This is a genomic window from Kitasatospora sp. NPDC058406, from assembly GCF_042722765.1.
Taxonomy (GTDB): domain Bacteria; phylum Actinomycetota; class Actinomycetes; order Streptomycetales; family Streptomycetaceae; genus Kitasatospora.
This window is the reverse complement of the sequence record NZ_JBHXKE010000053.1, coordinates 16161-42179: the sequence shown is the minus strand read 5'-3', so window position 1 is coordinate 42179 and position 26019 is coordinate 16161. Positions and strand designations below refer to the sequence as shown.

The following is a 26019-nucleotide window of genomic DNA, read 5'->3' as shown; positions in this document are numbered from 1 at the left end:
GGTGCGCGCCCGGGGCGGCCCACACCCACCGGCTCGCCCCTGCGCGAGCCCGAGGGCCCTTCCGGCGTTTCCGGGTCCGCAGGCGCGCGCCGGGCGCGGCGCGACGGGCCCGTAGCGGTCAGTGCGGGATGGCGGAGATCAGCTCGGAGGCGCCCTGCCGCTTGAGGGCGAGGGCGGTCGCCGTGCCGAGGTCCTCCGGGCTCAGCGAGCCGGCCCACTCGTGGGCGTCCAGGATCTGCTTGCCGTCCGGGGTGAAGACCCGCCCACGCAGCGAGAGGCGGCCGTCCGGCTCGGCCTTGGCGTAGCCGGCGATCGGCGAGTTGCAGTGGCCCTGCAGCACGTGCAGGAACATCCGCTCGGCGCTCGCCTCGCGCCAGGTCGGGTGGTCACCGAGGCCGGCAACGGCGTCGATGGTGGCGGTGTCCTCGACGCGGCACTGGAGGGCCAGGATGCCGGCGCCGATCGGCGGGCACATCGTCTCGATCGGCAGGACCTCGCTGATCCGGGCCTCCTCGCCGATCCGCTCCAGGCCGGAGAGCGCGAGCAGCAGCGCGTCCGCCTCCCCCGCCTCCAGCTTGGCCAGCCGGCTGTTGGCGTTGCCGCGGATCGGCACGCACGCCAGGTGCGGGTGCGAGGCGGCGAGCTGGGCCCGGCGGCGGACCGAGGAGGTGCCGATCCGGGTGCCGGGCGGCAGCTCGTCCAGGGTGAGGTCGCCGGGGTGGACGAGCGCGTCGCGGATGTCGTCGCGCCGCAGGTAGGCGGCGAACACCGTGCCGGCCGGCAGCGGGCGGTCGGCCGGCACGTCCTTCAGGCAGTGCACGGCGAGATCCGCCTCGCCGGCGAGCAGTGCCTCGTCCACCTCCTTGGTGAACGCGCCCTTGCCGCCGAGCCGGGCCAGGTCGCCCATCCACCGGTCGCCGGAGGTGGTCACCGGCACCACCTCGGTACGCAGCCCCGGGTGCAGGACGGCGAGTTCGGCCCGGACCCGCTCGACCTGGGCGAGCGCCATGGGCGAGGAGCGGGAGACGATGCGGATCAACTCTGCGGTGGTCATGGTCGGATGATAGGTCGTCAGACCGGAAGGGCCGGCGACGGGTCACCCGGACGGCGGCCACCCGCCGTGGCGGGGGCGGGCGCCCGGGTGATGAGGTACTCGGCCACCACCAGGTTGATCAGCCAGCACGTCCAGGAGGCGGCCGCGTACGCCTGGTCGAACGGGACGCCGAGGGCGTCCATCACGACGAGCCAGACCCGCAGGGTCGCCCCGGCGAAGATCAGCGCGTAGGAGCGGGTCATCCAGGCACGGTGGCGGGCTATCTCGCCGCGCCGGACGGCCCGCCAGGCGATGGCCGTGGAGAGCAGCAGCAGGGCGTCCAGCATCCCGAAGCCGATCGGCGCGATCGGGCCGACCAGGGCCCTCGGCACCAGCACGAGACCCCCCGCGGCGGTCACCAGGACGGTGACCAGGTAGACCCCGCCGATCGTCCGGTGCAGGCCGGGGCGGCGGGCCCGCAGCCGGGGCAGGAACTGCCAGGGGCCGAGCAGGATCGCCAGCACGCCGCCGCCGACGTGCAGGGCGAGCGGGAGCCGGTTGGCCAGGTAGACCGCCCGCTGCTCCTCCAGGAAGACCTCGGGGTCGAGGGTGAGGTAGCGGGAGGTGAGGAGGGCGGTGGCGGCGGCCAGCGCGGTGACCGCGAACCAGCCGGCCCGGCGGGCCCGGCCGGTGGAGGCGCGGCGCGAGGTCCGGGTGGCGGCGGGCGCACCGGCGGGGGCGGGCGGCGCGACCGTCGGTGCGGACGGCGCGGGGGTGCCGGTCGGGGCACGGGAGTCCGGATCGTTCATGCCCCGGACGGTACGGAGCCGGGGCGGTCGGGCGCGTCCACCCCTCGGGGTGGCCCGGCCTGCTCCGGGCGGGTGACCGGCGCGCCCCCGGAGGTGGTACCGGAGGGCGCCGCACCGCCGGACGGTCGGCGCCGGAATACCCCAGCAGGGCGATGCGCGGCCCGGCCGGCCACCGCTACCGTACGGCCCGTGCGCCCGCACCCCCGCGCGGCGGTCACCGCCCTCACCCGGGAGCCGCCATGAGCCCTCCGTCCGCGATCCGGCCGGTCAGGATGATCCGGACGAGCCCGCTGAAGCGGATGAGCCGACTGGTCCCGCCGGTGTGGACGGGCCCGGCCGACCGGGCGGGCCGGGCGGGCCCGCTGGGCCGGACGAACTGGACCAGCCCCCGGGACGCCGTCCTGGCGGGCGTGTTCCTGATCGCCATGTCCGTCGACCGGATCGAGGCGGCCGACGGACTGCACACCGGTCTGCCCCTCGCGCTGGCGCTGAGCGCGGTCGCGGCCGGTGCGCTGGCCGTCCGGCGGACCCTGCCGCTGGCCGGCTACCTGGTGGGCTCGGCGGCGCTCTCGGCGGAGGCGCTGTTCGTCCTGCCCAGCGCCGTCTCGCCGTACGCCAACCTGGTCGGCCTCTACTCGATCGGCCTGTACGCGACGCGCCGCCGCGCCTGGTTCGGCCCCTTCGCCGCCCTGCTCGGCATGGCCGCCTACTTCGCGGACCTCGCCCACACCTACCCCGTCATCCCGACCGGCGTCCTCTTCCTGTGGCTGCTCGGCTGGGCCGTCGGCTACGGCACGGCCCGGCGGGTCGAGGAGCGGGGCGCCGCCCGGCTGCGGCTGCGCCAGCAGGTCGTGGCCGAGGAGCGGGCCCGGCTCGCCCGCGAACTGCACGACCTGGTCGGCCACACCCTGAACGTCCTCCTGATCCAGGCCGGCGCCGCCCGACGGCTGCTCGACCGGGAGCCGGAGCGCACCCGCGAGCTGCTGTCCGGGATGGAGCACAGCGGCCGCGAGGCGCTGGACGACCTCGACCGGGTCCTCGGGCTGCTGCGGCGCGGTGCCGAGGCGCCCGGGGGCCCCGCCCTGCAGCCGGGCCTGGCCGACCTGGACCGGCTCACCGGGCGGCTCGAACAGGCCGGCCTGCGGGTGAGCGTGCGGGTCGACCGGGGCGCCGACCGGGTGCCGCGGAGCCTCGACGTGTCGGCGTACCGGATCGTCCAGGAGGCGCTCACCAACACCGTCAAGCACGCCCGGGCCCGGACCGCCTCGGTCACCGTCCGGTGCACCGGTGGCTCGCTCGACATCGAGGTGAGCGACGACGGCCGGGGCTCCGACGCCGGGTACACACCCGGCCGGGGGCTGCTGGGCATCGCCGAGCGGGTCTCGATGCTCGGCGGCAGCGTGGAGCACGAGCGCGGCGAGCAGGGCGGCTTCCGGCTCCGCGCCGTGCTCCCGATCCCGTGAACATCCGGGTCGTCGTGGCGGACGACGACGCACTGCTGCGCGCGGGGGTGGCCCTCGTGCTGGAGACCGACGACCGGATCGAGGTGGTCGGCCACGCCGCGGACGGCCTGCGGGCGGTGGAGCTCTGCCGCGAACTGGTGCCGGACGTCGTCCTGATGGACGTCCGGATGCCCGGCATCGACGGGGTGGAGGCGACCCGGCGGATCACCGCCGCCGGACTGTCGACCCGGGTGCTGGTGCTGACCACCTTCCACCACGACGACTACGTGTGGGGCGCGCTGCGGGCGGGAGCGGGCGGCTTCCTCCTCAAGCGGGCCTCGGCCGAGCGGCTCATCGACGCGGTGCACACGCTCGCCGGGGGCGAGTCGGTGCTCGACCCCGCGGTCACCCGGGACCTGGTGGCGCAGGTGGTCGGCCGCGTCGCGGACCGGCCTCCGCCGTCGCCGGAGGACACCCGGCTCGCCCAGCTGACGGCGCGCGAGCGGGAGGTGCTGCGGCTGGCGGCGGAGGGGCGGTCCAACCGGGAGATCGCCACGCTGCTCGTCCTCGCCGAGTCGACGGTGAAGACGCACATGAAGCGGATCCTCACGAAGATCGACGCCCGGGACCGCGCCCAGGCGGTCGCCATCTCGTACCGGAGCGGACTGATGCCGCCCCGGGACGCGCTGGGCGGGTACTGACCCCGGGCCGGGCCCCGGCCCGGGTCCGTACGGCCCGGGGCGCGGTCAGGCCCGGCGGCGCGGTCAGGCCCTGTGGCTCGGTCAGGCCCTGTGGCTCGGTCAGGCCGGCGTGGTCCGGCGCGACGGGAAGGCGTGGGTGCGGGCGGCGAGGACGACCGCGAGGACGGGGAGCAGCAGGAGCAGCACGGCCCACGGGAAGGAGTCCGCGCCGAGCCCGTCGAGCAGCAGCCCGCCGGCCACGCCGCCGCCCGCCATGGCCGCGTTCCAGAGGGTGACCAGCATCGCCTGCGCGGCGTCCGCCTGCTCGCCGCCCGCGTCGCCCGCGGCGGTCTGCAGCAGGGTCGGGATGCCGCCCCAGCCGAGGCCCCACAGCACGGCCGCGGCGTAGACCGGGACGGCGCTGCCGGCCAGCACGCCGAGGACCGCCGCCGCGGCGGCGACCAGCAGGGTGGACGCGACGGTCAGGGCACGCAGTCGTCGGTGGATGTGCGCGCCGGTGAACCAGATGCTCACCAGCGAGGCGACGCCGAAGGCGAGCAGCACGGTGTCGGTGGCGCCGCCCATGCCGCGCCGGTCGAGGTAGGGGGCGACGTAGGTGTAGAGGACGGTGTGCGCGAGGACGAAGACGAAGGTCACGGCCAGGACCGGCGCCACCCCGGGGACGGCCAGGGCGCGCAGCACCGGGGCCCGTTCCGTCCGGGCCAGGCCGGGCCGCTCGGGGACGGTCGCGGCGATCCAGCCGGTCACGCCGACCGCGATCACGGTCATGACCAGGAACGACACCCACCAGCCGAGCACCCTGCCGAGGAAGGTCCCGGCAGGCACGCCCAGCGACAGGGCGAACGGGACGCCCGTCATCGCCACGGCGATGGCCCGGCCCTGGAGTTCGGGCGGCGCGAGCCGGCGGGCGTACCCGGCGAGCAGCGCCCAGGCGAGGCCGGCGGCGACCCCGGCGAGGAACCGGGCGGCCATGGTGAGCAGGTAGTCGGTGGAGAGGGCGGTGACGGTGTTGGCCACCGCGAACCCGGCCATGGCGGTGAGCAGCAGCCGGCGGCGCGGCCGGCCGGCGGTGGCCGCGGTCAGGGGGACGGCGGTGACGGCGGTCCCGAGGGCGTAGACGGTGACGGCCTGGCCCATGGCGGATTCGCCGACGCCGAGGTCGGCGCTCATCGCGGGCAGGACGCCCGCGGGCAGGGTTTCGGTGAGGGCCGTGACGAAGACGGCGGTGGCGAGGGCCAGCAGGGCGGGCAGGGGGAGTTTCCGCTGCTCGACGGCGGTGGGTCGGTCGGTGGTCCGCATGGCGGCTATGCTCGAACGCTCACACTGGTGTGAGGGTCAATCAGTCCCGGGGTGAGGTGGGGCACATGCGGATCGGCGAGCTGTCCGAGCGGACCGGGGCGTCCCGGCGGCTGCTGCGGTACTACGAGGAGCAGGGCCTGATCCTGGCCGAACGCTGCGCCAACGGCTACCGCGCCTACGACGAGCCGACCGTGGACCGGGTGCTGCAGATCCGGGGACTGCTCGACTCGGGGCTGCCGACCAGGATCATCAAGCAGATCCTGCCGTGCCTCGACAAGCCCCGGGCCATCCACTTCCCGGACGCCACGCCGGAGATGATCGCCACCCTGGAGCAGGAGCGGGACGGCATGAGCGAGCGGATCCGGTGCCTCACCCGCAACCGGGACGCGATCGCGGAGTATCTGGAGGCGGTCCGGGTGGACCGCTGAGCGGCGGGGGTGTCCCCGCCGCCCGGCGGCCGTCCGGTCAGCGGCGGAAGTAGGAGTCGAAGTTCTTCGAGAACTCCCGGCCCGCGAACTGGTCCCAGTTGATCGACCAGGTCATCAGGCCGCGCAGGCCGGGCTGGGCGCCGGCCTTCGGGACGTAGCTGCCGCAGTTGGTGAGCTTGGTGAGGCAGTCCAGCGCCTTGTTGACCTCGGCGGGGGCGACGTAGCCGTTGCCCGCGTTGGTGGTGGCCGGCATGCCGATGGCGATCTTGGAGGCCGGCAGCGGCGGGAAGACGTTGTTCGCGTTGCCCGCCACCGGGAAGCCCTTGAGCAGCAGGTCGGTCATCGCGACGTGGAAGTCCGCGCCGCCCATCGAGTGGTACTGGTTGTCCAGGCCCATGATGGAGCCGGAGTTGTAGTCCTGGACGTGGAGCAGGGTGAGGTCGTCGCGCAGGGCGTGGATCACCGGCAGGTAGGCGCCGGCGCGCGGGTCCTGGCCGCCCCAGGGGCCCGATCCGTAGTACTGGTAGCCGAGCTGGACGAAGAACGTCTCCGGGGCCATGGTCAGCACGAAGTTCGGACCGTACTTGGCCTTCAGCGTCTTGATCGCGGAGATCAGGTTGACGACGACCGGGCTGGTCGGGTTCTTGAAGTCGGTGTCGCCGGTCTGGAGCGACAGCGAGTGGCCCTCGAAGTCGATGTCCAGGCCGTCCAGGCCCCACTTGTCGATGATCGCCGAGACGGAGCTGACGAAGGTGTCCCGGGCGGCCGCGGTGGTGAGCTGGACCTGGCCGTTCTGGCCGCCGATCGAGATCAGCACCTTCTTGCCCTTGGCGCGCTTCGCGGCGATGGCGGCCTTGAAGTCGGCGTCGGACTCGACGGTCGGGCAGTCGGCGACCGAGCACCGGTTGAACCGGATGTCGCCGGAGGTGACGGAGGTCGGCTCGCCGAAGGAGAGGTTGATGAAGTCCCACGAGTCCGGGATGTCGGCGACCTTCGTGTAGCCGGCGCCGTTGGCGAAGCTGGCGTGCAGGTAGCCGACCAGGGCCTTGCCGCCGGGCTGCGTGGTCGGCGTGACCGTGGGCGTCACGGTCGGCGTCACGGTCGGGGTGACGGTGGGCGTCACCGTCGGCGTCACGGTCGGGGTGACGGTCGGTGTCGCGGTGGGCGTGACGGTCGGGCTGGGAGCGCCCGGGCCGTCCAGCGACACGTCGTCGGCGTAGTACGTGCCCTGCCCGTACCAGCCGTGCGTGTAGACGGTGGCGCTGGTCTGGTTGGCGCCGGTGGTGAAGCTGACGCTGAGCTTCTGGTACGCACCGCCGGTGGCGGGCGTCCAGGTGGAGGTGCCGCCGTCCACGCCGAGGTAGACGTACGAGCCCTTCAGGTACGCGCTGAGCGTGTAGGTGGTGTTGGGCGCGACCGTGACGGTCTGCGCGCAGCGGGCGGTGTCGCTCGCCGAGGCGGCTGCCGCCAGGGCGTAACTGCCGCCGTGGGACTGGCCGGTGACGACGCTGCCGGAGGCCGCGGAGCAGCTCCACGGGCCGACGGCGCCGCTCTCGAAGCCGCCGTTGACCAGGAACTCGCCGGCGGAGGCGGAGGGCGCGAGGCCCAGGGTGAGGCCGACCATGGTGGCGGCGGCGACGGCGGACGCGGTACCGGCGGCCAGCAGCGTGCGCGGGCGGCGGCGGACGGCGGGCACGACGGGTACGGGGGATCTGCGCATGTGGGGGACTCTCCTCGCGGAGGCGCGGGCGTGGGGGTCGTCCGGGGCAGGCCGGAACGCGCGCAGACGGTGGGGGAACGGCGCGGCCAGGCATACCAGTTGGACTAGACCACTGAAGTGGATGCGGCGGTTCGGTGTCAATGGTCCAGACCGGTTCCGGCCCCCGCCACGGCCCGGACACCGGCCCGGAGAGGGCCCCGGCACCGGCCCGGAGAGGGCCCCGCCACGGCCCCGTCACCGGCCCGCCCGGACCGCCCCCGGTTGCCGGACGTGACACCCCGTCGAAGCATGGAGGAGTGACGTCACCCGGTTACCTCCGCCACCCCCACCTGCGCGGGAACCTGCTGACCTTCACCGCCGAGGACGACGTCTGGCTCGCACCGCTCGGCGACGACGCCGCCACCGGCCGCGCCTGGCGGGTCAGCTGCGACCGCACCCGGGTCAGCCACCCCCGCCTCTCCCCCGACGGCCGCACCCTCGCCTGGACCGGCTGGTACAGCCTGACCCCCGAGGTGTGGACCGCACCCGTCGACGGCGGCGAGGCCCACCGGCTCACCCACTGGGGCAGCCAGGACACCCGGCTGCGCGGCTGGCTGCCGGACGGCGAGCTGCTCGCCGTCACCTCGTACCACGAGCCCTTCGGCCACTACACCTGGGCGCACGCCCTGCCCGCCGACGGCGGACCCGGTCGCCGGATGCCCTGGGGGCCGGTCGGCGACGCCCAGGTCGGCCCCGCCCACACCGTGCTCCTCACCGGCTCCGCCCCGCACGAACCGGCCGCCTGGAAGCGCTACCGGGGCGGCGCCACCGGCCGGCTCTGGGTGGACGGCGAACGCCTCCTGGAGGGCCACCCCGGCCACCTCGCCTCGCCGATGCCGGTCACCTCGGCGGACGGCGACCGGATCGCCTTCCTCTCCGACCACGAGGGCATCGGCAACCTCTACTCCTGCCGCCCCGACGGCACCGACCTGCGCCGGCACACCGACCACGCCTCCTACTACGCCCGCGAGGCCGCCGGCGACGGCACCCGGATCGTCTACCAGCACGCCGGCGACCTCTGGCTGCTGGACAGCCTCGACGCCCCCGCCCCGCGCCGGCTGCGCGTCCCGCTCGGCGGCGCCCGGGCCGGCCGACGGCCCTACCAGGTGAACGCCGCCTCGCACGTCAAGGACCTCGCCTGCGACCAGACCGGCCGGGCCGGGGTGATCACCGTCCGCGGCAGCCAGTACTGGCTCACCCACCGCGACGGGCCCGCCCGGGCCCTCGCCGACACGCCCGGCGTACGCACCCGGCTGCCGGTCGTCCTCGGCCACACCGGCGAGGCCGCCTGGATCACCGACGCCCGCGGCGAGGACGCGGTCGAGATCGTGCCGCTGCCCGGCCACGAGCAGGCCCCCGGACAGCGCGGCCACCGGGTGCTCGCCGACGGCCGGCTCGGCCGCGTCCTGGAACTCACCGCCTCCCCCGACGGCACCCACCTCGCCGCCGTCGCCTCCGACGGGCGGCTCCTGCTGCTCGCCACCGCCGACGGCACCGTCCGCGAGGTCGCGGCCTCCGGCCACGGCCCGGTCGCCGGCGCCCGGTTCTCCCCCGACTCGCACTGGCTCGCCTGGTCCCAGCCGGCCGCCGGCCGCTCACTGCGCCGCATCCGGCTCACCCGCACCGACGGGCCCGCGCCCGTCACCGACGTCACGGACGGCCGGTTCGAGGACGAGCAGCCGGTCTTCACCCGGGACGGCCGCTACCTGGCCTTCCTCTCCTGGCGCGGCTTCGACCCCGTGCACGACGTGCACACCGGCGACCTCTCCTTCCCGCTCGGCTGCCGTCCCTACCTCGTGCCGCTCGCCGCCGACACGCCGTCCCCGTTCGCGGCCCCCGCCGAGGACGGCGCCCCGCGCGGCGACGGCGGCGGCGACGGCGCCGTGCACGTCGATCCCGCGGGCATCGGCGAGCGGCTGGTCCCCTTCCCTGTGCTGGCCTCCAAGTACTCGGCCACCGACAGCGTCCGGGGCGGGCTGGTCTGGCTGCGCTGGCCGATCTCCGGCACCCTCGGGCAGACCTTCACCAACCCCGACGACACCTCCGGCCGCCCCTCCCTGGAGTACTTCGACCTGGCCCGCGGCACCCGCACCACCCTCGCCGACCGGCTCGACGGCTACGCCGTCTCCGGGGACGGCGGGTCGGTCGCCGTCTACTCGTCCGGCACCCTGCGGATCCTCCCGGTGGCCGCCCCCACCGCCGCCACCAGCGTCGATCTGCGCCGGATCACCCACACCGTGCGGCCGGCCGCCGAGTGGCGGCAGTCCTACGCGGAGGCCGCCCGGATCGTCCGCGACCAGTTCTGGGACGCCGGGATGTCCGGGCTGGACTGGCCGGCCCTGGTCGCCCAGTACGAGCCGCTGCTGGACCGCATCGCCGGCCCCGACGACTTCGCCGACCTGCTGCGCGAACTCCTCGGCGAACTCGGCACCTCGCACGCCTACGTCACCGCCTCCCGGCGCGGCGAGGGGCCGTCCCTCGCCCAGCAGCCGCTCGGCCTGCTCGCCGCCAACGCCCACCGCTCCCCCGACGGACACTGGCTGCTCGACCGCATCCTCCCCGGCGAGTCCTCCGACCCGCGCGCCCGCGCCCCGCTCGCCGCCCAGGGCGTGCACGACGGCGACGAGCTGCTCGCCGTGGCCGGCCGCCCGGTCGACCCGGTGCGCGGACCGCTCCCGCTGCTCGCCGGCACCGGCGGGACCATCGTGGAACTGACCCTGCGCGGCGGCGGGCCGGACGGCCAGGTGCGGCGGATCACCGTCACACCGCTCACCGACGAGCGCCCCGTCCGGTACCAGGACTGGGTGGCCAAACGACGCGCCCTGGTCCGCGAGTTCAGCGACAGCCGGTGCGGCTACCTGCACATCCCCGACCTCGGCGGCTCGGGCTGGGCCCAGTTCAACCGGGACCTGCGGCGCGAGCTCGACAAGCCCGCGCTCGTCCTCGACGTCCGCGGGAACGCCGGCGGCAACGTCTCGGAACTGGTGCTGGAGAAACTCACCCGGCGGGTACTCGCCTGGGACTTCAGCCGGGGCCGGGAGCCGGTCCGGTGGCCGCGCGACGCCCCGCGCGGGCCCGTCGTGGCACTCGCCGACGAGGCCACCAGCTCGGACGGCGACGTCATCATCGCGGCGATCAGGCTGCTCGGGCTCGGCCCGGTGGTCGGCAACCGGACCTGGGGCGGCGTGGTCGGCATGACCGGACGGCACACCCTCGGCGACGGGACGCAGATCTCGGTGCCGAAGAACGCCTCCTGGTTCACCGGCGGGCTCGGCTGGTCGGTGGAGAACCGCGGCGTCGAGCCGGACGTGCACGTGCTGCGCACCCCCCGGGACTGGGCCTCGGGCCGCTACCCCGAGCTGGTCATGGCGGTGCGGCTGGCGCTGGAGCTGCTGGACGACGTACCGGCCGCCGTCCCTCCTCCCGACGACACCCCCCGGCCGGACCTGCGGCGGCCCCCGCTGCCGCCCCGGGACCGGTGACGCGGACGGGGACGGGATTCGGGGGCGGTGACCCGGACGGCGGCGGGGACGCCGGGGACGGCAGGGGGACGTGACGGCAGCCGCCCGCCCGCCGGGGCGCCCGGCGGGCGGGCGCCCCGCGGCGGACCGGGCGGGGTCAGTCCCAGGGGTCGCCCTCGGCCGTCATGTTCTCGCGGGCCCGCTCCTCGGCCTCCCGCTCGCTGATCCCGGTCGACCGCCGGGCCTCGGACTCCCGGACCTCACGGGCCCGCTGGGTCTCGGCGTTGAAAGCGTCGGCCGCCTCGTCGTGGGCGAGCGCGGCGCGCTGGGCGGAGTCCGCCATCGCGGTGGTGTCCTGCTCGTGGCCCCCGCCGAGCGAGGACCTGTCCTCCCCTGCGGCGGCGTGCTCCTTGTGGCGGAACCTGTCGAAGATGCCCATGACTCCTCCTCCGGACGACTTCCGGGCTGCCCCCACTCTCACACCGGCACGCGACGGACGCATCCGCTGCGGAGACGGGCGGCGGGGTGCCGGGCCGGGCGGAACCCGTGGCCCGGGCGGAACCGGTGCCGTGCCCGTTCACCCGGCCGCCGATCATTGAGGCATGCGTGCCGCCCGCCTGATCCGCATGGCCTTCCTCGTCCAGTCGAACCCCGGCGTGACCGCCGCCACCCTCGCCCGTGAGCTGGAGGTCTCCGAGCGGACGGTGATCCGGGATGCCCAGGCCCTCCAGGAGGCCGGTGTCCCGGTCCGTTCGGAGCGTGGCCGGGTGGGCGGCTACCACCTGCCGCCGGGCTACCGGACCCGGCTCACCACGCTGCACCCCACCGAGGCGGAGACCCTCTTCCTGTCCGGCGTGCCCACGGCCCTGCGGGACCTCGGGCTGTCGGACGCGGCGAGCGCGGCCCGGCTGAAACTGACCGCCACCCTGCTCCCGTCGGTGCGCACGGCGGCCGAGTCCTCGGTACGCCGCTTCCACCTCGACGCCCCCGCCTGGTTCCGCGAGCCGGAGGCGCCGCGGCTCCTCCCGGAGCTGGCCCGCGCGGTGTGGTCCGACCGGACCGTGGAGCTGACGTACGCGCGGCCGGGCAGGGACGGCGCCCCGCCCGCCGCGGTGACCCGCGTGGTGGAGCCGTACGGGGTCGTCCTGAAAGCGGGCGTCTGGTACCTGGTGGGCCGCGTTCCGGGTGAGCCGGCCGACCGTGACCGTGACGGCGCCTGGCGTACCTACCGTGTCGACCGCGTCACGGCACTGGCCGCCGCTCCGGGCGCGGACGGGCCGTTCGTCCGTGACCCGGCCTTCGACCTGGCGGCGCACTGGGAGGCGCACTCGGCCGGGTTCGCCCGGGCGCTGCTGCGCGCCCGTGTCGCGGTGCGGCTGACCGCGTCGGGCCTGCGACGGCTGCCCGCCGTGGTGGACGAGGCGGCGGTCGAGGAGGCGCTGGCCTCGGCGACCGCGCCGGACGCCGCCGGGCGGGTCACACTCGACCTGCCGGCGGAGTCGGACGAGGTCGCGTTCGACCAGCTGTCCAGGCTGGGCGCGGAGGTGGAGGTGCTGGCCCCGGCGGGCCTGCGCGCCCGCTTTCGCGAGCGCGCGTCGGCCCTGGCCGCCCTGTACGGGGCACCCGAGCCCGAGGATCAGCGGTAGTCGTCGGGCGAGGCGTCCTTCCCGCCGTGGACGACGTCCTCGAAGTAGGCCCAGGCGTCCGGCCTGCTGCCGTCCACGTCCCGGACGTCGTAGGCCCTGGCGAGCTCCCCGCTGGAGGTGGACCTGCCGTTCCAGCGCGCGGCCCGGTCCGGGTCGGCGGCCAGCGCCGCGACCGTGCGCGCGAGGTAGTGCGGCGACTCGGCGATCGCGAAGGCCGGTTCCCGGGCGACGGCGTCGCGCCAGTTCTCCTCGCCGACCCCGAAGTGGGCGAGCATCTGCTCCGAGCGCAGGAAGCCCGGCGAGACCGCCACCGCCGTGCCCCCGTACTCGGCCAGTTCCTGGCCCAGCCCGAAGGCCAGGCGGATCGGGGCGTTCTTGGCCAGGTCGTAGTACATGTTCTCGCGGTAGCGGCGGTTGGAGACCGCCGTGCCGTCGGTGACCTCCACGTGCAGCGGCGCGTCGGAACGGATCAGCAGCGGGAACAGGAGTGCCGCCGTGATCACGTGCGAACGGGCTCCGAGTTCCAGGATGCGCAGGCCGTCGGCGAGCGGCGTCTCCCAGCTCTTCTTGCCGAAGACGGAACGGACGAGCAGGTGTTCGCCGCCCCACAGGTCGTTGACGAGGACGTCGAGGCGCCCCTGTTCACGGTCGATCCGCTCGGCGAGGGCGCGGACCCGGTCCTCGTCGAGGTGGTCCGTGGGGACGGCGATCCCGGTGCCGCCGGCCGCCGTGACGAGCTCCGCGCTCTCCTCGATGGTCTCCGTGCTCCGGCCGACCTCGCTGGCCCGGGCGCGGGTGGTGCGTCCGGTGACGTAGACGGTGGCGCCGGCGCGGCCGAGCTCGACGGCGAGTGCGCGCCCCGCGCCGCGGGTGGCCCCGGCCACGAGCGCGATCCGACCGACGAGCGGACCGTCCTGGACGACGTCAGGGGTGGTGGTTTCCCGGTTCATGCACTCCATCGTCCACACCAAAAGTGACAGAACACGTCACCCTTTTCCGCGAGCGTCCCGCGCGTTCCTCCGAAGCGTTCCCGTCCCCCGGGCCTTGAGCCGTTGGTCCCGGGTGGAAGCGTCGAAAGGCCGTATCCCTGACGGCGGACCAGGAGCAGGGTGGGACCCGTCAGCCGGTCCCGATCCCACCCCAGGAGCCCGCCGTGACCGTCGCCGCCCACACCGGTGTCCACCGTCCGAGCGAGGAGCCGCACGACGGACCGCGCCGGCTGGTCGGGCCGCTGGCCGCGCTGGACGGCAGGCTGCCCGGCGTCCACGACCTGCTGCTCGTGCAGTGTCCGAGCTCGCTGCGCCCGCTCGGCGGCGGCGGGCTGCCGCACTGGGCGCGGCAGGTGCTGCGGGCCCACCCCTGGGTGACCGTCGGCCGGGCGCCCGTCGTGGCGGGTTCCCCGGCGGACACCCCGCATCCGGTGAGCTGCGTCCGGGACGCCTCGGCCGCGCCGGAGACCTGGCTGCCGGTGACGGTGCGCGGCCCGGAGCGCGGGCAGCGGCTGGACGCGCTGGTGCCCCGGGCGGCGGTGGCCCGCACGCTCCGGCCCGAACAACTCCCCGGCCGGATCGACCTGCTGACGCCGCAGCGGACGGCGGCGGTTCCGGCGCTCGCGGTTCTCCCGGTGGCCGGGCAGCTGGTGGCGGACCACCGGCTGGCCTGGGGGCCGATCGGCGCGGTCGGCTACGAGTTGGGCAGCGGCGAGCCGGTGGCCGGCCCGCTGAGCCCGCTGCGGCTGGTGCTGCGCGCGCCGCAGCCGGTGAGCCGGCGGGACGCGCTGCAGCTGCGGCGGGCGCTGAGCCGGCTGCGGGTGCCCGTCCAGGCGGAGTTGGAGACCCGGCACGGCGCCGTCCTGCTGGCCGAGTACGCGGCCGCGCCGCCGACGGTCACCCTGCTGACGCCGGACGGTCCCCGGGAGGTCCACGACCCGTGGTTCCCCCGGGAGCTGTGACAGCCGTGCCGGTCTCGCCGCCTGGACGGGGGCAGGGGGCCGGGGCCGGGGCCGGCGACCGGGGCCGGCAGCCGGGGCGCTCAGCCGTCCTTCACGGTGATTCCCAGGGCCTGGGCGAACTGGGGTGCCAGTTCGAGCAGTTGGGTGGAGCTGATCAGGGCGCCGCGCAGGCCCTGGTGGCCGTCGGGCAGGCCCAGGGCGGCGGCGCCGCGCAGGTCCACCTTGCTGAGGGTCGCGCCGCGCAGCCGGACCTCCTCCAGGGTGGAGCCGGGGAAGGCGACGTCGGTGAGCCGCGCGTCACCGAAGTCCACGTCGCGCAGCAGGCAGTCCTCGAAGACGACGTCGCGCAGGACGGCGGCGCGCAGGTTGACCGCCTCCAGCTTGCAGCCGCGGAACACCACCCGGCGCAGCGCGGAGCCGTGCGCGGTGACGCCGGCCAGGACGCCGCCGGCGAAGAGGGCGTCCTGCCACTCGCTGTCGGCGAGGTCGCAGGCCACCCAGCGGCCGGCCTGCACCCAGGCCTCGTTGAACCGGGCCTGCCGGAGCTTGACCCCGCTCAGCGCGACACCGGTGAACGCGCACTCCAGAAAGGTCGCACCGGCGGCCGACAGGTCGGTGTACTCGCCGCCGTCGAAGTGGACGGTGTCGTAGCGCGCGTCGCTGCGCAGCGGCCCGGTGTGCGGGCGCAGCAGGTCGGCGTACGGCAGCTCTTCCAGGCGGTCGGGGACGGGCTTGGGCATGGCGGTGGCACCTCGCGGTCGGCGGCGGACGACTCTCGCCCGCATGCTCGCACGCGGCACCGACAGATCCCCTCGGGCGGCGCCCGGCGCGAGCGGGCGCGGCACCGACGGGCTTCCCCGGGCGGCGCCCGGCACGAGCGGGCGCGGCGGTGACACGGTGGGGCGCGCACCGCCGGCCCTGCTCGGGATCGCCGCAGTGGGCGGGCACGCGCACGGACCGGCCCGGCCGCCGGGGTTCAGCGGCCGGGCCGTCCTGCGGTGCGTCGGGCGTCAGCCGGCCAGGCCGTTCCGCCAGAGGGTGTTGACCCGGCTGCGCTCGGCGCTGTTCGGGTTCGGGTTGGTGCAGGAGGTGCCGGGGCCGCCACCGGACATCAGCTCGCTGCACGGGCCCGAGTAGTGGTCGGGCAGGCCCAGCACGTGCCCGGTCTCGTGCGCGACGACCCGCAGCGAGTTGTACTGACGGTTCTGCGCGTAGTCGAGGAAGATGTACCCGCGCCCGTGGCCGTCGGTGCTGGCGTACGAGCCGCGCGAGTCGTTGCCCTCGTAGTAGCGGAAGTCGGCGGCCGAACCGGACCGCAGCTGGACGTTGGCGACCGAGCTGTTCCAGATCTGCGTGCTCTGGGCTATCTGGTTGCGGAAGGTCGGCGCGCTGCTGGCGTCGTAGGTCACGGTGACGGCCAGCAGGTACGGGTTGGCGGCCTGCTTGGCCTTGGCGGACTTCATGACCGCCTCGTAGAACGCCTTGTTGTTGGCGTCCTCCGCGACCGAGGTCGTGCGGGCGGCGGTGGCCGTGTAGCCCTGGGTGGGCGCGGCGGCGGCCGTGGTGGGCAGGGCGGCGAGACCGGCGGCCAGCGCCAGGCCGAGCGCGGCCGAGAAGGTGCGTGAGACACGGTTCATGTGGGGGCTCCCGTTCACGGGGGTGGAGGGGTGGGGGGTAGCGCGTGGTACCGGTGGTGCAGGCGGTACCGGGCGTGCGGTGGTGCGTGGGGTCGTACGCGGGGTGGTGCGCGCCGCCCGGCACGCCGACCGGCCGGAGGGGGCCGTCCGGTGGGCCGCGCCGGGGGTCGTCAGGAGGCCGGGCCGCCGGCCGGGCCGGACGTTCCGCCGGGAGGAGTCGACGCGGCTGCGCCCGGCACGCTCCGGGTGCGGGCCGGTGCCGAACGGGACGGCACCGAACGGGCCGGGGCCGGAGGGGCCGCCGGGCCTGGCACGGCGGAGGGCGTGCGCGAGACGCGATCCATGTGGGGGCTCCGATTCGCGGAAGCGCCGCGGTCCGGTGGGGGCCGGGCCTCGGGCATCGGATGAATGCTTTGCTGCCCCAGAGCTTCGGCCAGGCCGGCGGCCCGGCGGATGATGTCAACCGGCGATAGCACGAACCAATCACCGGACCGATCACCGTCCGCCGCCGGGCCGAGCGCCGGACCGACCACCGGACCGAGCGCCGGACGGACGGCGGTGCGAACCGGGCGGGCCGGGGAGGCCGGTGCCCCTGCCGACCCGACAACCTGTCATGTCCCTGGCGTTGCGCCGTTTCGACCGTTACGCTCCCGATGTGGAGCTCGACGTGAGACACCTCCGGGTGCTGTGCGCGATTGCCGATACCGGCAGCCTCCGCAAGGCCGCGTTGCAACTCGGCATGACCCAGCCGTCCCTCACCACCCAGCTGCACCGCATCGAACGGGCCGTCGGCGGCACGCTGTTCACCCGGGAACAGACCGGCAGCCGGCCCACCTCGCTCGGCCACTCGGTGCTGTCCCGGGCCAGGCCGGTGATCGCCGAGATGGCCGCGCTGATCGCCGCCGCCCGCCAGGAGGCCCGAGAGACGGCCGGCAGCGAGCGCGCCCGGCGGCTGCGGATCGGCAGCGTCGGCAGCCGGGCGGTGGCCGCATGGCTGCGCCGGGTGCACGAACGGCTGCCGGAGACCGACACCACCATCCAGATCGACATCTCCGCCAACGCGCTGCTCCGGATGATCGCCGCCGACCAACTGGACGTCGCCTTCGTCCACGAGAGCGAGGGGTTCCCGCTGCGGCTGCCCCCGGACGCCGAGCACCGGGTGCTGATGGCCCGTGAGCCGCAGTTCGTCGCGCTCGCCGCCAACCACCCGGCAGCCGCCCGACCGGTGGTCCGGCTGGCCGAACTCGCCGACGACACCTGGATGGTGGACCCGACGGCGGACCACGAGTACGCGGCGATGCGCCGGGTGTTCCGCGCCGCCGGGCTCAACCCGCGGGTGGTCCAGGTCCGCGACAACACGACCGCCGCCGAGCTGGTCGCCTCCGGCGAGGCCGTCCGCCCCTGCCAGCCGACCTCCGCCCCCGGTCCCGGCAGCGTCGTGCGCCGGCTGTACGGCGACCCGCTGGCCGTCCGGCTGCTGCTGGTCTGGCGGCCCCGTGCGCTCGGCGTGCCGGCCCGCGAAGCCCTGTTCGGGGAGCTGCGGGCCGTCTACCTGGACCTGGCGCAGGCCAGTCCGCCGTACCGGACCTGGCTCGCCGGGCACGGCGAGATCCTCCGCGACCTCCTGGGCGACCGGCCCCCCGAACAGCCGCCCACCGGGCGGGCCGAGGACGGTCCCGCGGCCGGCCGGCCGCGGGAGCCCGCGCCCCAGCCGCGCGAGCCGGCGCCCCCGCGCCGTCCGGCCTCCGCTCAGCCCTCCCGGGCGTGCAGCACCACCCCGACCCCCACGGTCACCGCGCTCACCAGACCGGCCGCCAGGACCCCGGCCCAGCCCGCCGCCGTGCAGGCGAGCACCGCCACCGACGCGACCGGCAGCAGCACCTGAGCCGCGCCGGTCTTGACGTGCCGGGAGTGCAGCAGCCAGACGGTGATCAGGTAGAGCGCGGTCGGCACGGTCACCGTCGCGGTGGCGGCCGTCTCGGAGATGTGTGCCTTGTGCACGGCCGATTCGACCGCCACCTCCAGCCCTGCGCCGATCGCGGCCGCCGCGCCGAACACCAGGTAGTGGCCGTACCCCCAGAGGAAGGCCTGCCGGTTGGAGCGGAGGTGCTCGTGGACCGGCCGGGCGAAGTAGATCCACCAGGCCGAGAAGCAGATCAGCAGGCCGCCGCCGGCGACCGGCAGCAGCCGGCTCAGGCCCTCGTGCTCGTCCACGGCGGACTGCACCGCGATGGTCGCCGCCGCCACCGTCTCGCCGAGCACGATCAGGGTGAACAGGCCGTACCGCTCGGCGATGTGGTGCGGGTGCCAGGTGGTCCGGAGCCGCAGTTCCGCGAGCACCGGGACGGAGAGCTCCGCCACGATGCCGAGCGGGATGAGCACCGCCCGGGCACCGTCCGGCAGCACCAGGACCACGACCCAGGCGATCTGGCAGAGCGTGATCCCGGCGGCGTACCGCAGCGCCACGCCGCGCGCCGGGCCCTCCTCGCCGGCCGCCGCGCGCAGCCACTGGGTCACCATGGCCAGCCGCATCACCACGTACCCGACGACCGAGAGCACCAGGTCCTGGTCGGCGAACATCCGGGGCACGCCGGCCGCCAGGATCAGCACACCGGCGATCTGCACCAGGGTGGTGATCCGGTAGGGGACGTCGTCGCAGTCGTAGGCGGAGGCGAACCAGGTGAAGTTCATCCAGGCCCACCAGATCGCGAAGAAGGCGAAGAGGTAGCCGGTCAGGCCGTCGCCCCAGTGGCCGGCGGCGAGGTCGTGGGCGAGCTCCCGACCCGCCTGGCCGACCGCGACCACGAAGCAGAGGTCGAAGAAGAGCTCCAGCGGGGTGGCCACCCGGTGCGGCTCGTCCCGGCTGCGCGGGACCATCCGGCGCACCGCGCGCGGGTCGGTGTGGTGCGGGTGGGGTGATGCGGCGGAATCGCTGGTCATCGGCGGTCTCCGGGCTCCGGACGGGCGGGCTGGCAGGTACCCGCCGCATCCTGGCAGCGGCCCGGTCGGCACGCACGCACCGGCGCGGCGCCGTACGGCGGTCGGCGGCACCGCCGTACGGCCGGCGTCCCGCCCTGGCGCCCGGCGCGCAGGGCCCGGGACGGCACCGGACGGTCCGATGTGCCGTGTCGTCAGCCAGAGTTGACGCTGCGGTGCGCGAACCGGGTGACAGCACGGCGGGTTTCCGGCGCGCCAGCGCCGTACGGCACGGCGGCCCCGAACACCCCGCTAGATTCTTCCCCGGTTGGAAGCGGGCGGGTCCGGGCGGACCCACGACACGGGCGGCCTGCGGGCATCGCGGAAGGTCAAGGCCGGTGGCAGGACAGCGGGGGCGGCAGAGCCGTTCCTCCCGTGTCCGCACCACCGGCCTCGTGATCACCGCGCTGCTCGTTAGCGCCTGCCGTGCGGCTCACGACCTCCGCATCGCACGTCGCCTCCGCACCCGTCTCGGCGCCCGTCTCCGCGCCCGTCTCGGCGCCCGCGCACTCGTCCGCGCCCGCCGTACGGTCGCACCGGCCCCGGCGGCTACTTCTCCCAGCCGACCTTGGCGTAGTCCAGGCTCGCCAGGCCGAAGGCACCGTAGTTGGCGAGGCCCTTGCGGGTCGCCAGCACGGTCGGCCGCTGGTACAGCTCGACGGTGTGGCCGAGCTCCCAGATCTTGGCGTCCGCCTGGTTGTAGAACTTCGCGGCCTCCACCGGGTCGATGGTGCCGGCCGCCTTCTTCAGCAGCCCGTCGATCTCCTCGGTGCCGAGCTTGGAGTAGTTCCCGAAGACGTTGTCCCCCTGCGGCAGCCGGAAGTTCAGCAGGCTGGTGGAGAGCGGGAACGAGTCGGTGTTGCGCCAGCTGGCGATGTCGAACTTGCCCGGGTTGACGTACTTGGTGAAGAAGTCGTTCGACGGGACCTTGTCCAGCTCCACCTTGACGCCCGCCGCCAGCCACATCGCCTGGGCGGCGGTGGCGAGGTCGAGCTGGGCCTGCGTGGTGGCCTCGTTGACCACCCAGTGCAGGGTCAGCGGCTTGCCGTCCCTGGTGCGCGGCTGGCCGCTGCCGGACTCCTTCCACCCCGCCTCGTCGAGCAGCTTCTTCGCCGCGGGCACGTCGAACCTGGCCCACTCGCCCGAGTTGTCCTGGTAGCCGGTCTGGTTGGGCATGAAGATGTGGTTGCCGAGCGGCTTGAACTCGACCGGGACGCCGTTGTTGGCGATCTTGATCAGCGAGTTGCGGTCCAGCGCCTTGCCGAGCGCCTGGCGGACCTTCAGGTCCTCCAGCGGACCGCCGCCGCCGAAGGAGATGTGCACCTCGTCCCACGGGCTGGCCGACCGGATCACCGTGTCCTTGGCGTCCTTGAGCTGCCCGTACGCGGTGGCGGTACCCGCCGTCGCGGAGTCGATCTCGTTGTTGAGGAAGGACTGGGTGGTCGCCGACTGCGACATCACCCGGAAGGTGATCTTCTCCGCCTTGGGCTTGGCGCCCCACCAGGCCGGGTCCGGGACCAGCGTGATGGTCTGCGCGGTCTTGTCCGCCGTCCCGATCTTCAGCGCGCCGGCCGTGATCGGGATCTTCTCGACCCAGCCCTTGTTGAAGTCGTCCGCGGTGGCGATCCCGGCGGCCGGGATCAGCGGGCGGAAGAGGTTCTGCCAGTCCGCGTACGTGTCCGCGAAGGTCACCTTGACCTCGGCCGGGTCGGCCCCCTGCTCGACCGCGGAGATCAGCTCGTAGCCGGAGGAGTCGGCGATGTTGTAGCCGTCCTTCTTGCCGTTGCTGGCCTCCCAGTCGGCCTTGAAGTCCAGGTAGCTCAGCGGCTTGCCGTCGGACCACTTGGCCTTCGGGTTGAGCTTGTAGGTGACCACCTGCGGGGAGGTCGAGGTGACCTTGGCGTCCACCAGGTAGTCGGGGGAGGGCTTGAACGCGCCGGCCTCGTCGGTCGTGAAGAGGTTCGGCTCCAGGGCCCGCATGATCTCGACCGCGTCACCGTACCGGCCGTCCACCTGGAACGGGTTCCACTGGGTGATCCACTGGTAGAGCGGGAACCGGACCTCACCGCCGTCGCGGACCAGGTCCGCCGCCTTGGCGTTGATGTCGATGGCGCCCTGGGCCGGCGCCCCGCTCCTGACCGCGGTGTCGGCGGAGCCGCCGCCGCCCGAGGTGCACGCCGCGGCGGCGAGGGTGACGGCGAGGGCGAGCACGGCGGCACGGCCGAGTCGGCGGCGTGCGGGCGTGGCGAGAGCGTCCATGAGGGTTCCCCCCGTGATGTCCGGCGAGTGGTGAGAGTTGAGCGTCGCGAGGTGTGGCGAGGCTTGAGCGTGGGCAGCCAAGTCGGTGCCGGCGGAGCGAAGGTAACAGTCGATCAGAACCAGTACCAGGGGGCCTGGTTCACACCTGACCCAACCGAAACACGGCGCAACACCGCCGCAACACCCCGGCCGCCCGCCGGTGCAACACTCTGACCTGCGGTTTCCCGACCACCCCCGGGATCCCGCGCCCCGACCGCCCCCACCCACCCCCTCACCGGGCCGCTACCGGGCCCACCGACCGAAGGCCACCCACCCGATGCCCACCCGACGCGTCGGCCCCGCCCCCACCCCGGGCAGCCGTTGATGCTCCGCTACCTGACGAAGCGGCTGGCCTACTACGCGGTCCTGCTCGCCGCCGCCGTCTTCCTGGCGTACGCGCTCTCCGCCGCCGCCCTCCAGCCGCGCACCTACTTCGAGGCCAAGGTGCCGCGCCCCGCCGCCGCCTCGGTCGAGCGGCAGCTCACCGACCTGAACCTGAACGACCACACCCCGGTCGTCGAGCGGTTCGGCCGGTGGGCCGGCGACCTGGTGCTCCACGGCGACCTCGGCCGCACCATCCACGACACCCCGGTGATCGACGACTTCCGCCGCCGGGTCTGGGTCTCGCTGCGGCTGCTGCTGATCGGCAGCCTGCTCGGCATGGTGCTCGGCGTCGCCGCCGGGGCCTGGAGCGCGGTCCGCCAGTACCGGATCTCCGACCGGCTGCTCACCCTCGTCTCCTTCGTCCTGCTCTCCACCCCGGTCTTCCTGGTCGCCCTCTTCCTGAAGAACGGCGCCATCGCCGCCAAGGAGGCCGTCGGCCACGAGGTCGTGCCGTTCACCGGCTACGAGACCCCCGGGCTCACCGGCGGGCTCGGCACCCACCTCGCCGACTGGGCGCTGCACCTGCTGCTGCCCACCCTCTCGCTGGCGCTCGGCGGCCTCGCCACCTACAGCCGCTACCAGCGCGGCACGATGCTCGACGTGCTCGGCTCCGACTACCTGCGCACCGCCGAGGCCAAGGGCCTCACCCGCGGCCGCGCCCTGCTCAGGCACGGACTGCGGACCGCGGTGATCCCGATGTCGACGATGTTCGCCTACAGCTTCCTCGGCATCTTCACCGGCGCCGCCTTCACCGAGACCATCTTCGGCTGGCACGGCATGGGCGAATGGTTCATCCAGTCCATCAACCAGCAGGACGTCAACGCGGTCGTCGCGGTCAACCTGTTCGCCGCCGTCGTGGTCCTCGCCTCCGGCTTCCTCGCCGACACCCTGCACGCCGCCCTCGACCCGCGCGTGCGGACCTGACCGGAGGAGAGCCCCGTGACCACTGTGATCGTCGAGCCCGCCGGGCCCGTGGAGCCCGCCCCGGCCGCCGGCGCCACCACCGCAGCCGCTCCCGGGGTGACCGGCCGGGGCCGGCTCGTCCTCGCCCGCCTGCTCGCCGCCCGCTGGGCGGTGGCCGGCGCCGTCGTCGTCGTGCTGCTGTTCGCCCTCGCCTTCGGCGGCCAGCTCCTCACCCCCTGGGACTACGCCGCCCCCGACTACACGGCGCTGCGTCAACCCCCGTCCGCGACCCACTGGTTCGGCACCAACGGGGTCGGCCAGGACGTCTTCGCCCAGACCGTCCGCGGCCTGCAGAAGTCACTCGTCATCGGCCTGCTGGTCGCCCTCTTCTCGACCGTGCTGGCCTCCCTGGTCGGCGCCTGCGCCGGCTACTTCGGCGGCTGGACGGACCGGATCCTGATGTTCCTGGTCGACCTGATGCTGGTCTTCCCGGCGTTCCTGGTCGTCACGATCATCTCGCCGCGCCTCAGGGGCGCCGGCTGGCTCGCCTTCGTCCTGCTGCTCGCCCTGTTCAACTGGATGATCACCGCCCGGGTGGTCCGCTCGATGACCGTCTCCCTGCGCGAGCGGGAGTTCGTCCGCGCCGCCCGGTTCATGGGCGTCCACCCGCTGCGGATCATCACCCGGCACATCCTCCCGAACGTCGCCTCCTTCCTCATCATCGACGCCACCATCGCCGTCGGCGGCGCCGTGATGAGCGAGACGGCGCTCTCCTACTTCGGCTTCGGCGTCAAGGCGCCCGACGTCTCGCTCGGCACCCTGCTCGCCGCCGGCACCAGCGAGGCGCCCGTCTTCCCCTGGCTGTTCTACTTCGCGGCCGGGCTGCTGGTCCTCTTCGTCCTCGCCGTCAACCTGATCGGGGACGGACTGCGCGACGCCCTCGACCCGACCTCCGAGGCCGCCCGGCGCCCCCGTCGCTCCGCCCGCAGGAAGAAGGCCCGCACGTGACCACCACCGTCGAGACCCCGCCGCCCGGCGCGCCCGCACCCCCACCCGCCGACCCGCTGCTGACCGTCCGGGACCTCCACGTCGACTTCACCGGACCGCGCGGCAGCGCCCCCGTCCCCGCCGTCCGCGGCGTCGACCTCACCCTGCGGCGCGGCGAGACCCTCGGCATCGTCGGCGAGTCCGGCTCCGGCAAGTCGGTCACCGCCCTGGCCGTGCTCGGCCTGCTGCCCGGCACCGCCCGCGTCCGGGGCTCGGTCCGACTGGACGGGCGCGAACTCGTCGGCCTGCCCGGGCGCGAGCTCGCCGCCGTCCGCGGCCGACGGATCGCCATGGTCTTCCAGGACCCGCTCTCCGCCTTCACCCCCGTCTACCGGATCGGCGACCAGATCGTCGAGGCGCTCCGCATCCACCAGCCCCTCGACCGGGCCGCCGCCCGCAAACGGGCCGCCGAACTCCTCGACCTCGTCGGCATCCCCGCACCCGACCGCGCCCTCGACAGCTTCCCGCACGAGTTCTCCGGCGGCATGCGGCAGCGCGCGATGATCGCCATGGCCGTCGCCAACGACCCCGACGTCCTGCTCGCCGACGAACCCACCACCGCCCTCGACGTCACCATCCAGGCCCAGGTCCTCGACGTGCTGCGCACCGCCCGGCGCGAGACCGGCGCCGCGCTCGTCCTGGTCAGCCACGACCTCGGCGTGATCGCCGGGATGGCCGACCGGGTCGCGGTCATGTACGCGGGCCGGGTGGTCGAGACGACCGGCGTCGACGAACTGTTCGCCGCCCCCCGGCACCCGTACACGCTCGGGCTGATCGGCGCGGTGCCCCGGCTGGACGGACGCGGCGGGCCGCTGGTGCCGATCCCCGGCGTGCCCGCGCCGATGGCCGAGCTGCCGGCCGGGTGCCCGTTCGCGGCGCGCTGCCCGCTGGCCGAGGACCGCTGCCGGAGCACGGAGCCGCCGCTCGCGGGGACGGGCGGACCGGCCACGGCGGTGGCGGGCCGGACGGCCGGGGCCGCGGACGGGACCGGCGTCGACGGGGCCGCCGGGGAGGCGGACGGGCCGGCGCCGGTCGAGGGGCATCTCGCCGCCTGCGTCCGCGCGGGCGAGCTGGCCGAACGGCGGCCCGCGCCCGCCGAGGTCTACCCGGTACCCGCCCTCCCCCCGCCCGCGGCGGACCCCGTCCCGAGGGAGGAGCGCACCCCGGTCCTCGACGTCACCGGGCTCACCAAGACCTTCCCCCTCCTCAAGGGCACCGTGTTCAAGCGCCGGATCGGCTCGGTGTACGCGGTGGACGGCGTCGACCTGTCGATCCGGGAGGGCGAGACGCTCGGCCTGGTCGGCGAGTCCGGCTCCGGCAAGTCCACCACCCTGTTCGAACTGCTGCGCCTCGCCGCCCCCGAGTCCGGCCGGATCGAGCTGCTCGGCCGGGACGCCGCAGGGCTCTCCCGCGCCGAGGCCCACCGGATGCGGGCCCGGCTGCAGATCGTCTTCCAGGACCCGATGGCCAGCCTCGATCCCCGGATGCCGGTCGGCGACATCGTGGCCGAACCGCTGCGCGCCCAGCGGGCCTCCGGGGGCGAGATCGCCGGCAGGGTCCCCGAGCTGCTCCGGCAGGTGGGCCTCGACCCGGCCCACGCCGTCCGCTACCCGCACCAGTTCTCCGGCGGGCAGCGCCAGCGGATCTCGATCGCCCGTGCGCTGGCCGTCCGGCCGAAGCTGCTGGTGCTCGACGAACCGGTCTCCGCACTCGACGTCTCCATCCAGGCCGGCGTGCTCAACCTGCTCCAGGCCCTCAAGGCGGAGCTGGGCCTCTCCTACCTCTTCGTCTCGCACGACCTCTCGGTCATCCGCCACCTCGCCGACCGGGTCAGCGTCATGTACCTGGGACGGACGGTCGAGGAGGGCGAGGTCTCCGCCGTCTTCGACCGTCCGCGCCACCCCTACACCCGCGCACTGCTGTCCGCCGTCCCGCTGCCGGACCCGGCCGCCGAACGGGCCCGGGCCCGCATCCTGCTCGCCGGCGACCCGCCCTCCCCCACCGCCCGGCGCACCGGCTGCGCGTTCCGCACCCGCTGCCCCGTCTACGCGCGGCTCGGCGGCCCGGCCGCGCGCACCCGCTGCGAGACCGAGGCCCCGCTGCCGACCGGGCCCGCGCCGGACACCGACCACCGGGCGGCGTGCCACTTCCCGGAGGGGTAGCGCCTCCGGCGGTTGTGCCGGTCGCCACGGTGCGTGTCCGGCCGGTGGCGATTCGGCGGATCGGACCGACTGCGTGTAATGTC

At 74.9% G+C, this 26019-nt stretch carries 19 protein-coding genes and 1 pseudogene; 10 read left to right on the top strand and 10 right to left on the bottom strand.

All coding sequences use genetic code 11. From position 1 onward, the window contains the following. Window positions 1-118: 118 nt before the first annotated feature. Both hemC and ACFWOG_RS13230 read right to left on the bottom strand, forming a co-directional pair. A complete protein-coding gene (hemC, locus tag ACFWOG_RS13235) occupies window positions 119-1054 on the bottom strand; it encodes a hydroxymethylbilane synthase (RefSeq protein WP_380357784.1) in 936 nt (311 codons plus the stop codon). A gap of 17 nt (window positions 1055-1071) precedes the next feature. Further along, window positions 1072-1842, bottom strand: coding sequence for a DUF2306 domain-containing protein (locus ACFWOG_RS13230; RefSeq protein WP_380357781.1), 771 nt, complete (start codon window positions 1840-1842; stop codon window positions 1072-1074). A gap of 239 nt (window positions 1843-2081) precedes the next feature. On the opposite strand from ACFWOG_RS13230, the gene ACFWOG_RS13225 reads away from it, so the two are divergent. Beyond that, window positions 2082-3305: a sensor histidine kinase gene (locus ACFWOG_RS13225; RefSeq protein ID WP_380357778.1), complete on the top strand. Its 1224-nt coding sequence runs from the start codon at window positions 2082-2084 to the stop codon at window positions 3303-3305. After that, window positions 3302-3985: a response regulator transcription factor gene (locus ACFWOG_RS13220; RefSeq protein WP_329883701.1), complete on the top strand. Its 684-nt coding sequence runs from the start codon at window positions 3302-3304 to the stop codon at window positions 3983-3985. The genes ACFWOG_RS13225 and ACFWOG_RS13220 overlap by 4 nt, the downstream gene beginning before the upstream one ends. Window positions 3986-4084: 99 nt before the next feature. Here the strand turns inward: ACFWOG_RS13220 and ACFWOG_RS13215 are convergent, their stop codons facing one another. Continuing rightward, window positions 4085-5284 carry an MFS transporter gene (locus ACFWOG_RS13215; RefSeq protein ID WP_380357775.1) on the bottom strand — a complete coding sequence of 400 codons (1200 nt, stop codon included), beginning with the start codon at window positions 5282-5284 and terminating at the stop codon, window positions 4085-4087. Between the two features lie 65 nt (window positions 5285-5349). Here ACFWOG_RS13215 and ACFWOG_RS13210 point away from each other — a divergent pair, with 65 nt between their 5' ends. Beyond that, on the top strand, window positions 5350-5712 hold the full coding sequence (locus ACFWOG_RS13210) for a MerR family transcriptional regulator (protein ID WP_329883699.1): 363 nt from the start codon (window positions 5350-5352) through the stop codon (window positions 5710-5712). A 37-nt stretch (window positions 5713-5749) separates the two neighbouring features. Here ACFWOG_RS13210 and ACFWOG_RS13205 read toward each other — a convergent pair whose 3' ends face one another. Continuing rightward, window positions 5750-7432, bottom strand: a complete 1683-nt coding sequence (locus ACFWOG_RS13205; protein ID WP_380357772.1) for a chitinase — start codon at window positions 7430-7432, stop codon at window positions 5750-5752. A 140-nt stretch (window positions 7433-7572) separates the two neighbouring features. Between ACFWOG_RS13205 and ACFWOG_RS13200 the strand changes: the two genes are divergently transcribed. Then, the gene (locus ACFWOG_RS13200) at window positions 7573-10953 is read left to right on the top strand and encodes a S41 family peptidase (protein ID WP_380357769.1); all 3381 of its coding nucleotides are present in this window, start codon (window positions 7573-7575) and stop codon (window positions 10951-10953) included. A 136-nt stretch (window positions 10954-11089) separates the two neighbouring features. Here the strand turns inward: ACFWOG_RS13200 and ACFWOG_RS13195 are convergent, their stop codons facing one another. Next, window positions 11090-11371, bottom strand: a complete 282-nt coding sequence (locus ACFWOG_RS13195; RefSeq protein ID WP_380357766.1) for a hypothetical protein — start codon at window positions 11369-11371, stop codon at window positions 11090-11092. A gap of 163 nt (window positions 11372-11534) precedes the next feature. Between ACFWOG_RS13195 and ACFWOG_RS13190 the strand changes: the two genes are divergently transcribed. Then, the gene (locus tag ACFWOG_RS13190) at window positions 11535-12578 is read left to right on the top strand and encodes a helix-turn-helix transcriptional regulator (protein ID WP_380357764.1); all 1044 of its coding nucleotides are present in this window, start codon (window positions 11535-11537) and stop codon (window positions 12576-12578) included. Here ACFWOG_RS13190 and ACFWOG_RS13185 read toward each other — a convergent pair. Further along, on the bottom strand, window positions 12569-13537 hold the full coding sequence (locus ACFWOG_RS13185; RefSeq protein ID WP_380357761.1) for an SDR family oxidoreductase: 969 nt from the start codon (window positions 13535-13537) through the stop codon (window positions 12569-12571). The two genes, ACFWOG_RS13190 and ACFWOG_RS13185, sit on opposite strands and share 10 nt — an antisense overlap. A 194-nt stretch (window positions 13538-13731) precedes the next feature. Here ACFWOG_RS13185 and ACFWOG_RS13180 point away from each other — a divergent pair, with 194 nt between their 5' ends. Continuing rightward, window positions 13732-14529, top strand: a complete 798-nt coding sequence (locus tag ACFWOG_RS13180) for a phosphoribosyl-dephospho-CoA transferase MdcG domain-containing protein (RefSeq protein WP_380357757.1) — start codon at window positions 13732-13734, stop codon at window positions 14527-14529. Window positions 14530-14609: 80 nt separating this feature from the next. Here the strand turns inward: ACFWOG_RS13180 and ACFWOG_RS13175 are convergent, their stop codons facing one another. Together ACFWOG_RS13175 and snpA are read right to left on the bottom strand one after the other, a co-directional pair. After that, window positions 14610-15269: a pentapeptide repeat-containing protein gene (locus ACFWOG_RS13175; RefSeq protein ID WP_380357754.1), complete on the bottom strand. Its 660-nt coding sequence runs from the start codon at window positions 15267-15269 to the stop codon at window positions 14610-14612. A 270-nt stretch (window positions 15270-15539) separates the two neighbouring features. Further along, window positions 15540-16166 carry a snapalysin gene (gene snpA, locus ACFWOG_RS13170; RefSeq protein ID WP_329883693.1) on the bottom strand — a complete coding sequence of 209 codons (627 nt, stop codon included), beginning with the start codon at window positions 16164-16166 and terminating at the stop codon, window positions 15540-15542. Between the two features lie 613 nt (window positions 16167-16779). Between snpA and ACFWOG_RS13165 the strand changes: the two are divergent. Further along, window positions 16780-17652: pseudogene (locus tag ACFWOG_RS13165) on the top strand (LysR family transcriptional regulator); the annotation flags it as partial. 263 nt (window positions 17653-17915) lie between these two features. Here ACFWOG_RS13165 and ACFWOG_RS13160 read toward each other — a convergent pair. Together ACFWOG_RS13160 and ACFWOG_RS13155 are read right to left on the bottom strand one after the other, a co-directional pair. Beyond that, entirely contained in the window at window positions 17916-19106 is a 1191-nt protein-coding gene (locus ACFWOG_RS13160) for a low temperature requirement protein A (RefSeq protein WP_380357749.1), read from the bottom strand. 585 nt (window positions 19107-19691) lie between these two features. Then, entirely contained in the window at window positions 19692-21401 is a 1710-nt protein-coding gene (locus ACFWOG_RS13155; RefSeq protein ID WP_355399254.1) for an ABC transporter family substrate-binding protein, read from the bottom strand. Between the two features lie 363 nt (window positions 21402-21764). On the opposite strand from ACFWOG_RS13155, the gene ACFWOG_RS13150 reads away from it, so the two are divergent. The 3 genes from ACFWOG_RS13150 to ACFWOG_RS13140 are packed head-to-tail and all read left to right on the top strand — an operon-like array spanning window position 21765 to window position 25936. Further along, entirely contained in the window at window positions 21765-22748 is a 984-nt protein-coding gene (locus ACFWOG_RS13150; RefSeq protein WP_329883690.1) for an ABC transporter permease, read from the top strand. A 24-nt stretch (window positions 22749-22772) separates the two neighbouring features. Then, complete coding sequence (locus ACFWOG_RS13145; protein ID WP_380357788.1) at window positions 22773-23735, top strand: ABC transporter permease; 963 nt, start codon at window positions 22773-22775, stop codon at window positions 23733-23735. Continuing rightward, window positions 23732-25936: a dipeptide ABC transporter ATP-binding protein gene (locus ACFWOG_RS13140; RefSeq protein WP_380357744.1), complete on the top strand. Its 2205-nt coding sequence runs from the start codon at window positions 23732-23734 to the stop codon at window positions 25934-25936. Before ACFWOG_RS13145 ends, ACFWOG_RS13140 begins: the two co-directional genes overlap by 4 nt. Window positions 25937-26019: the final 83 nt, after the last annotated feature.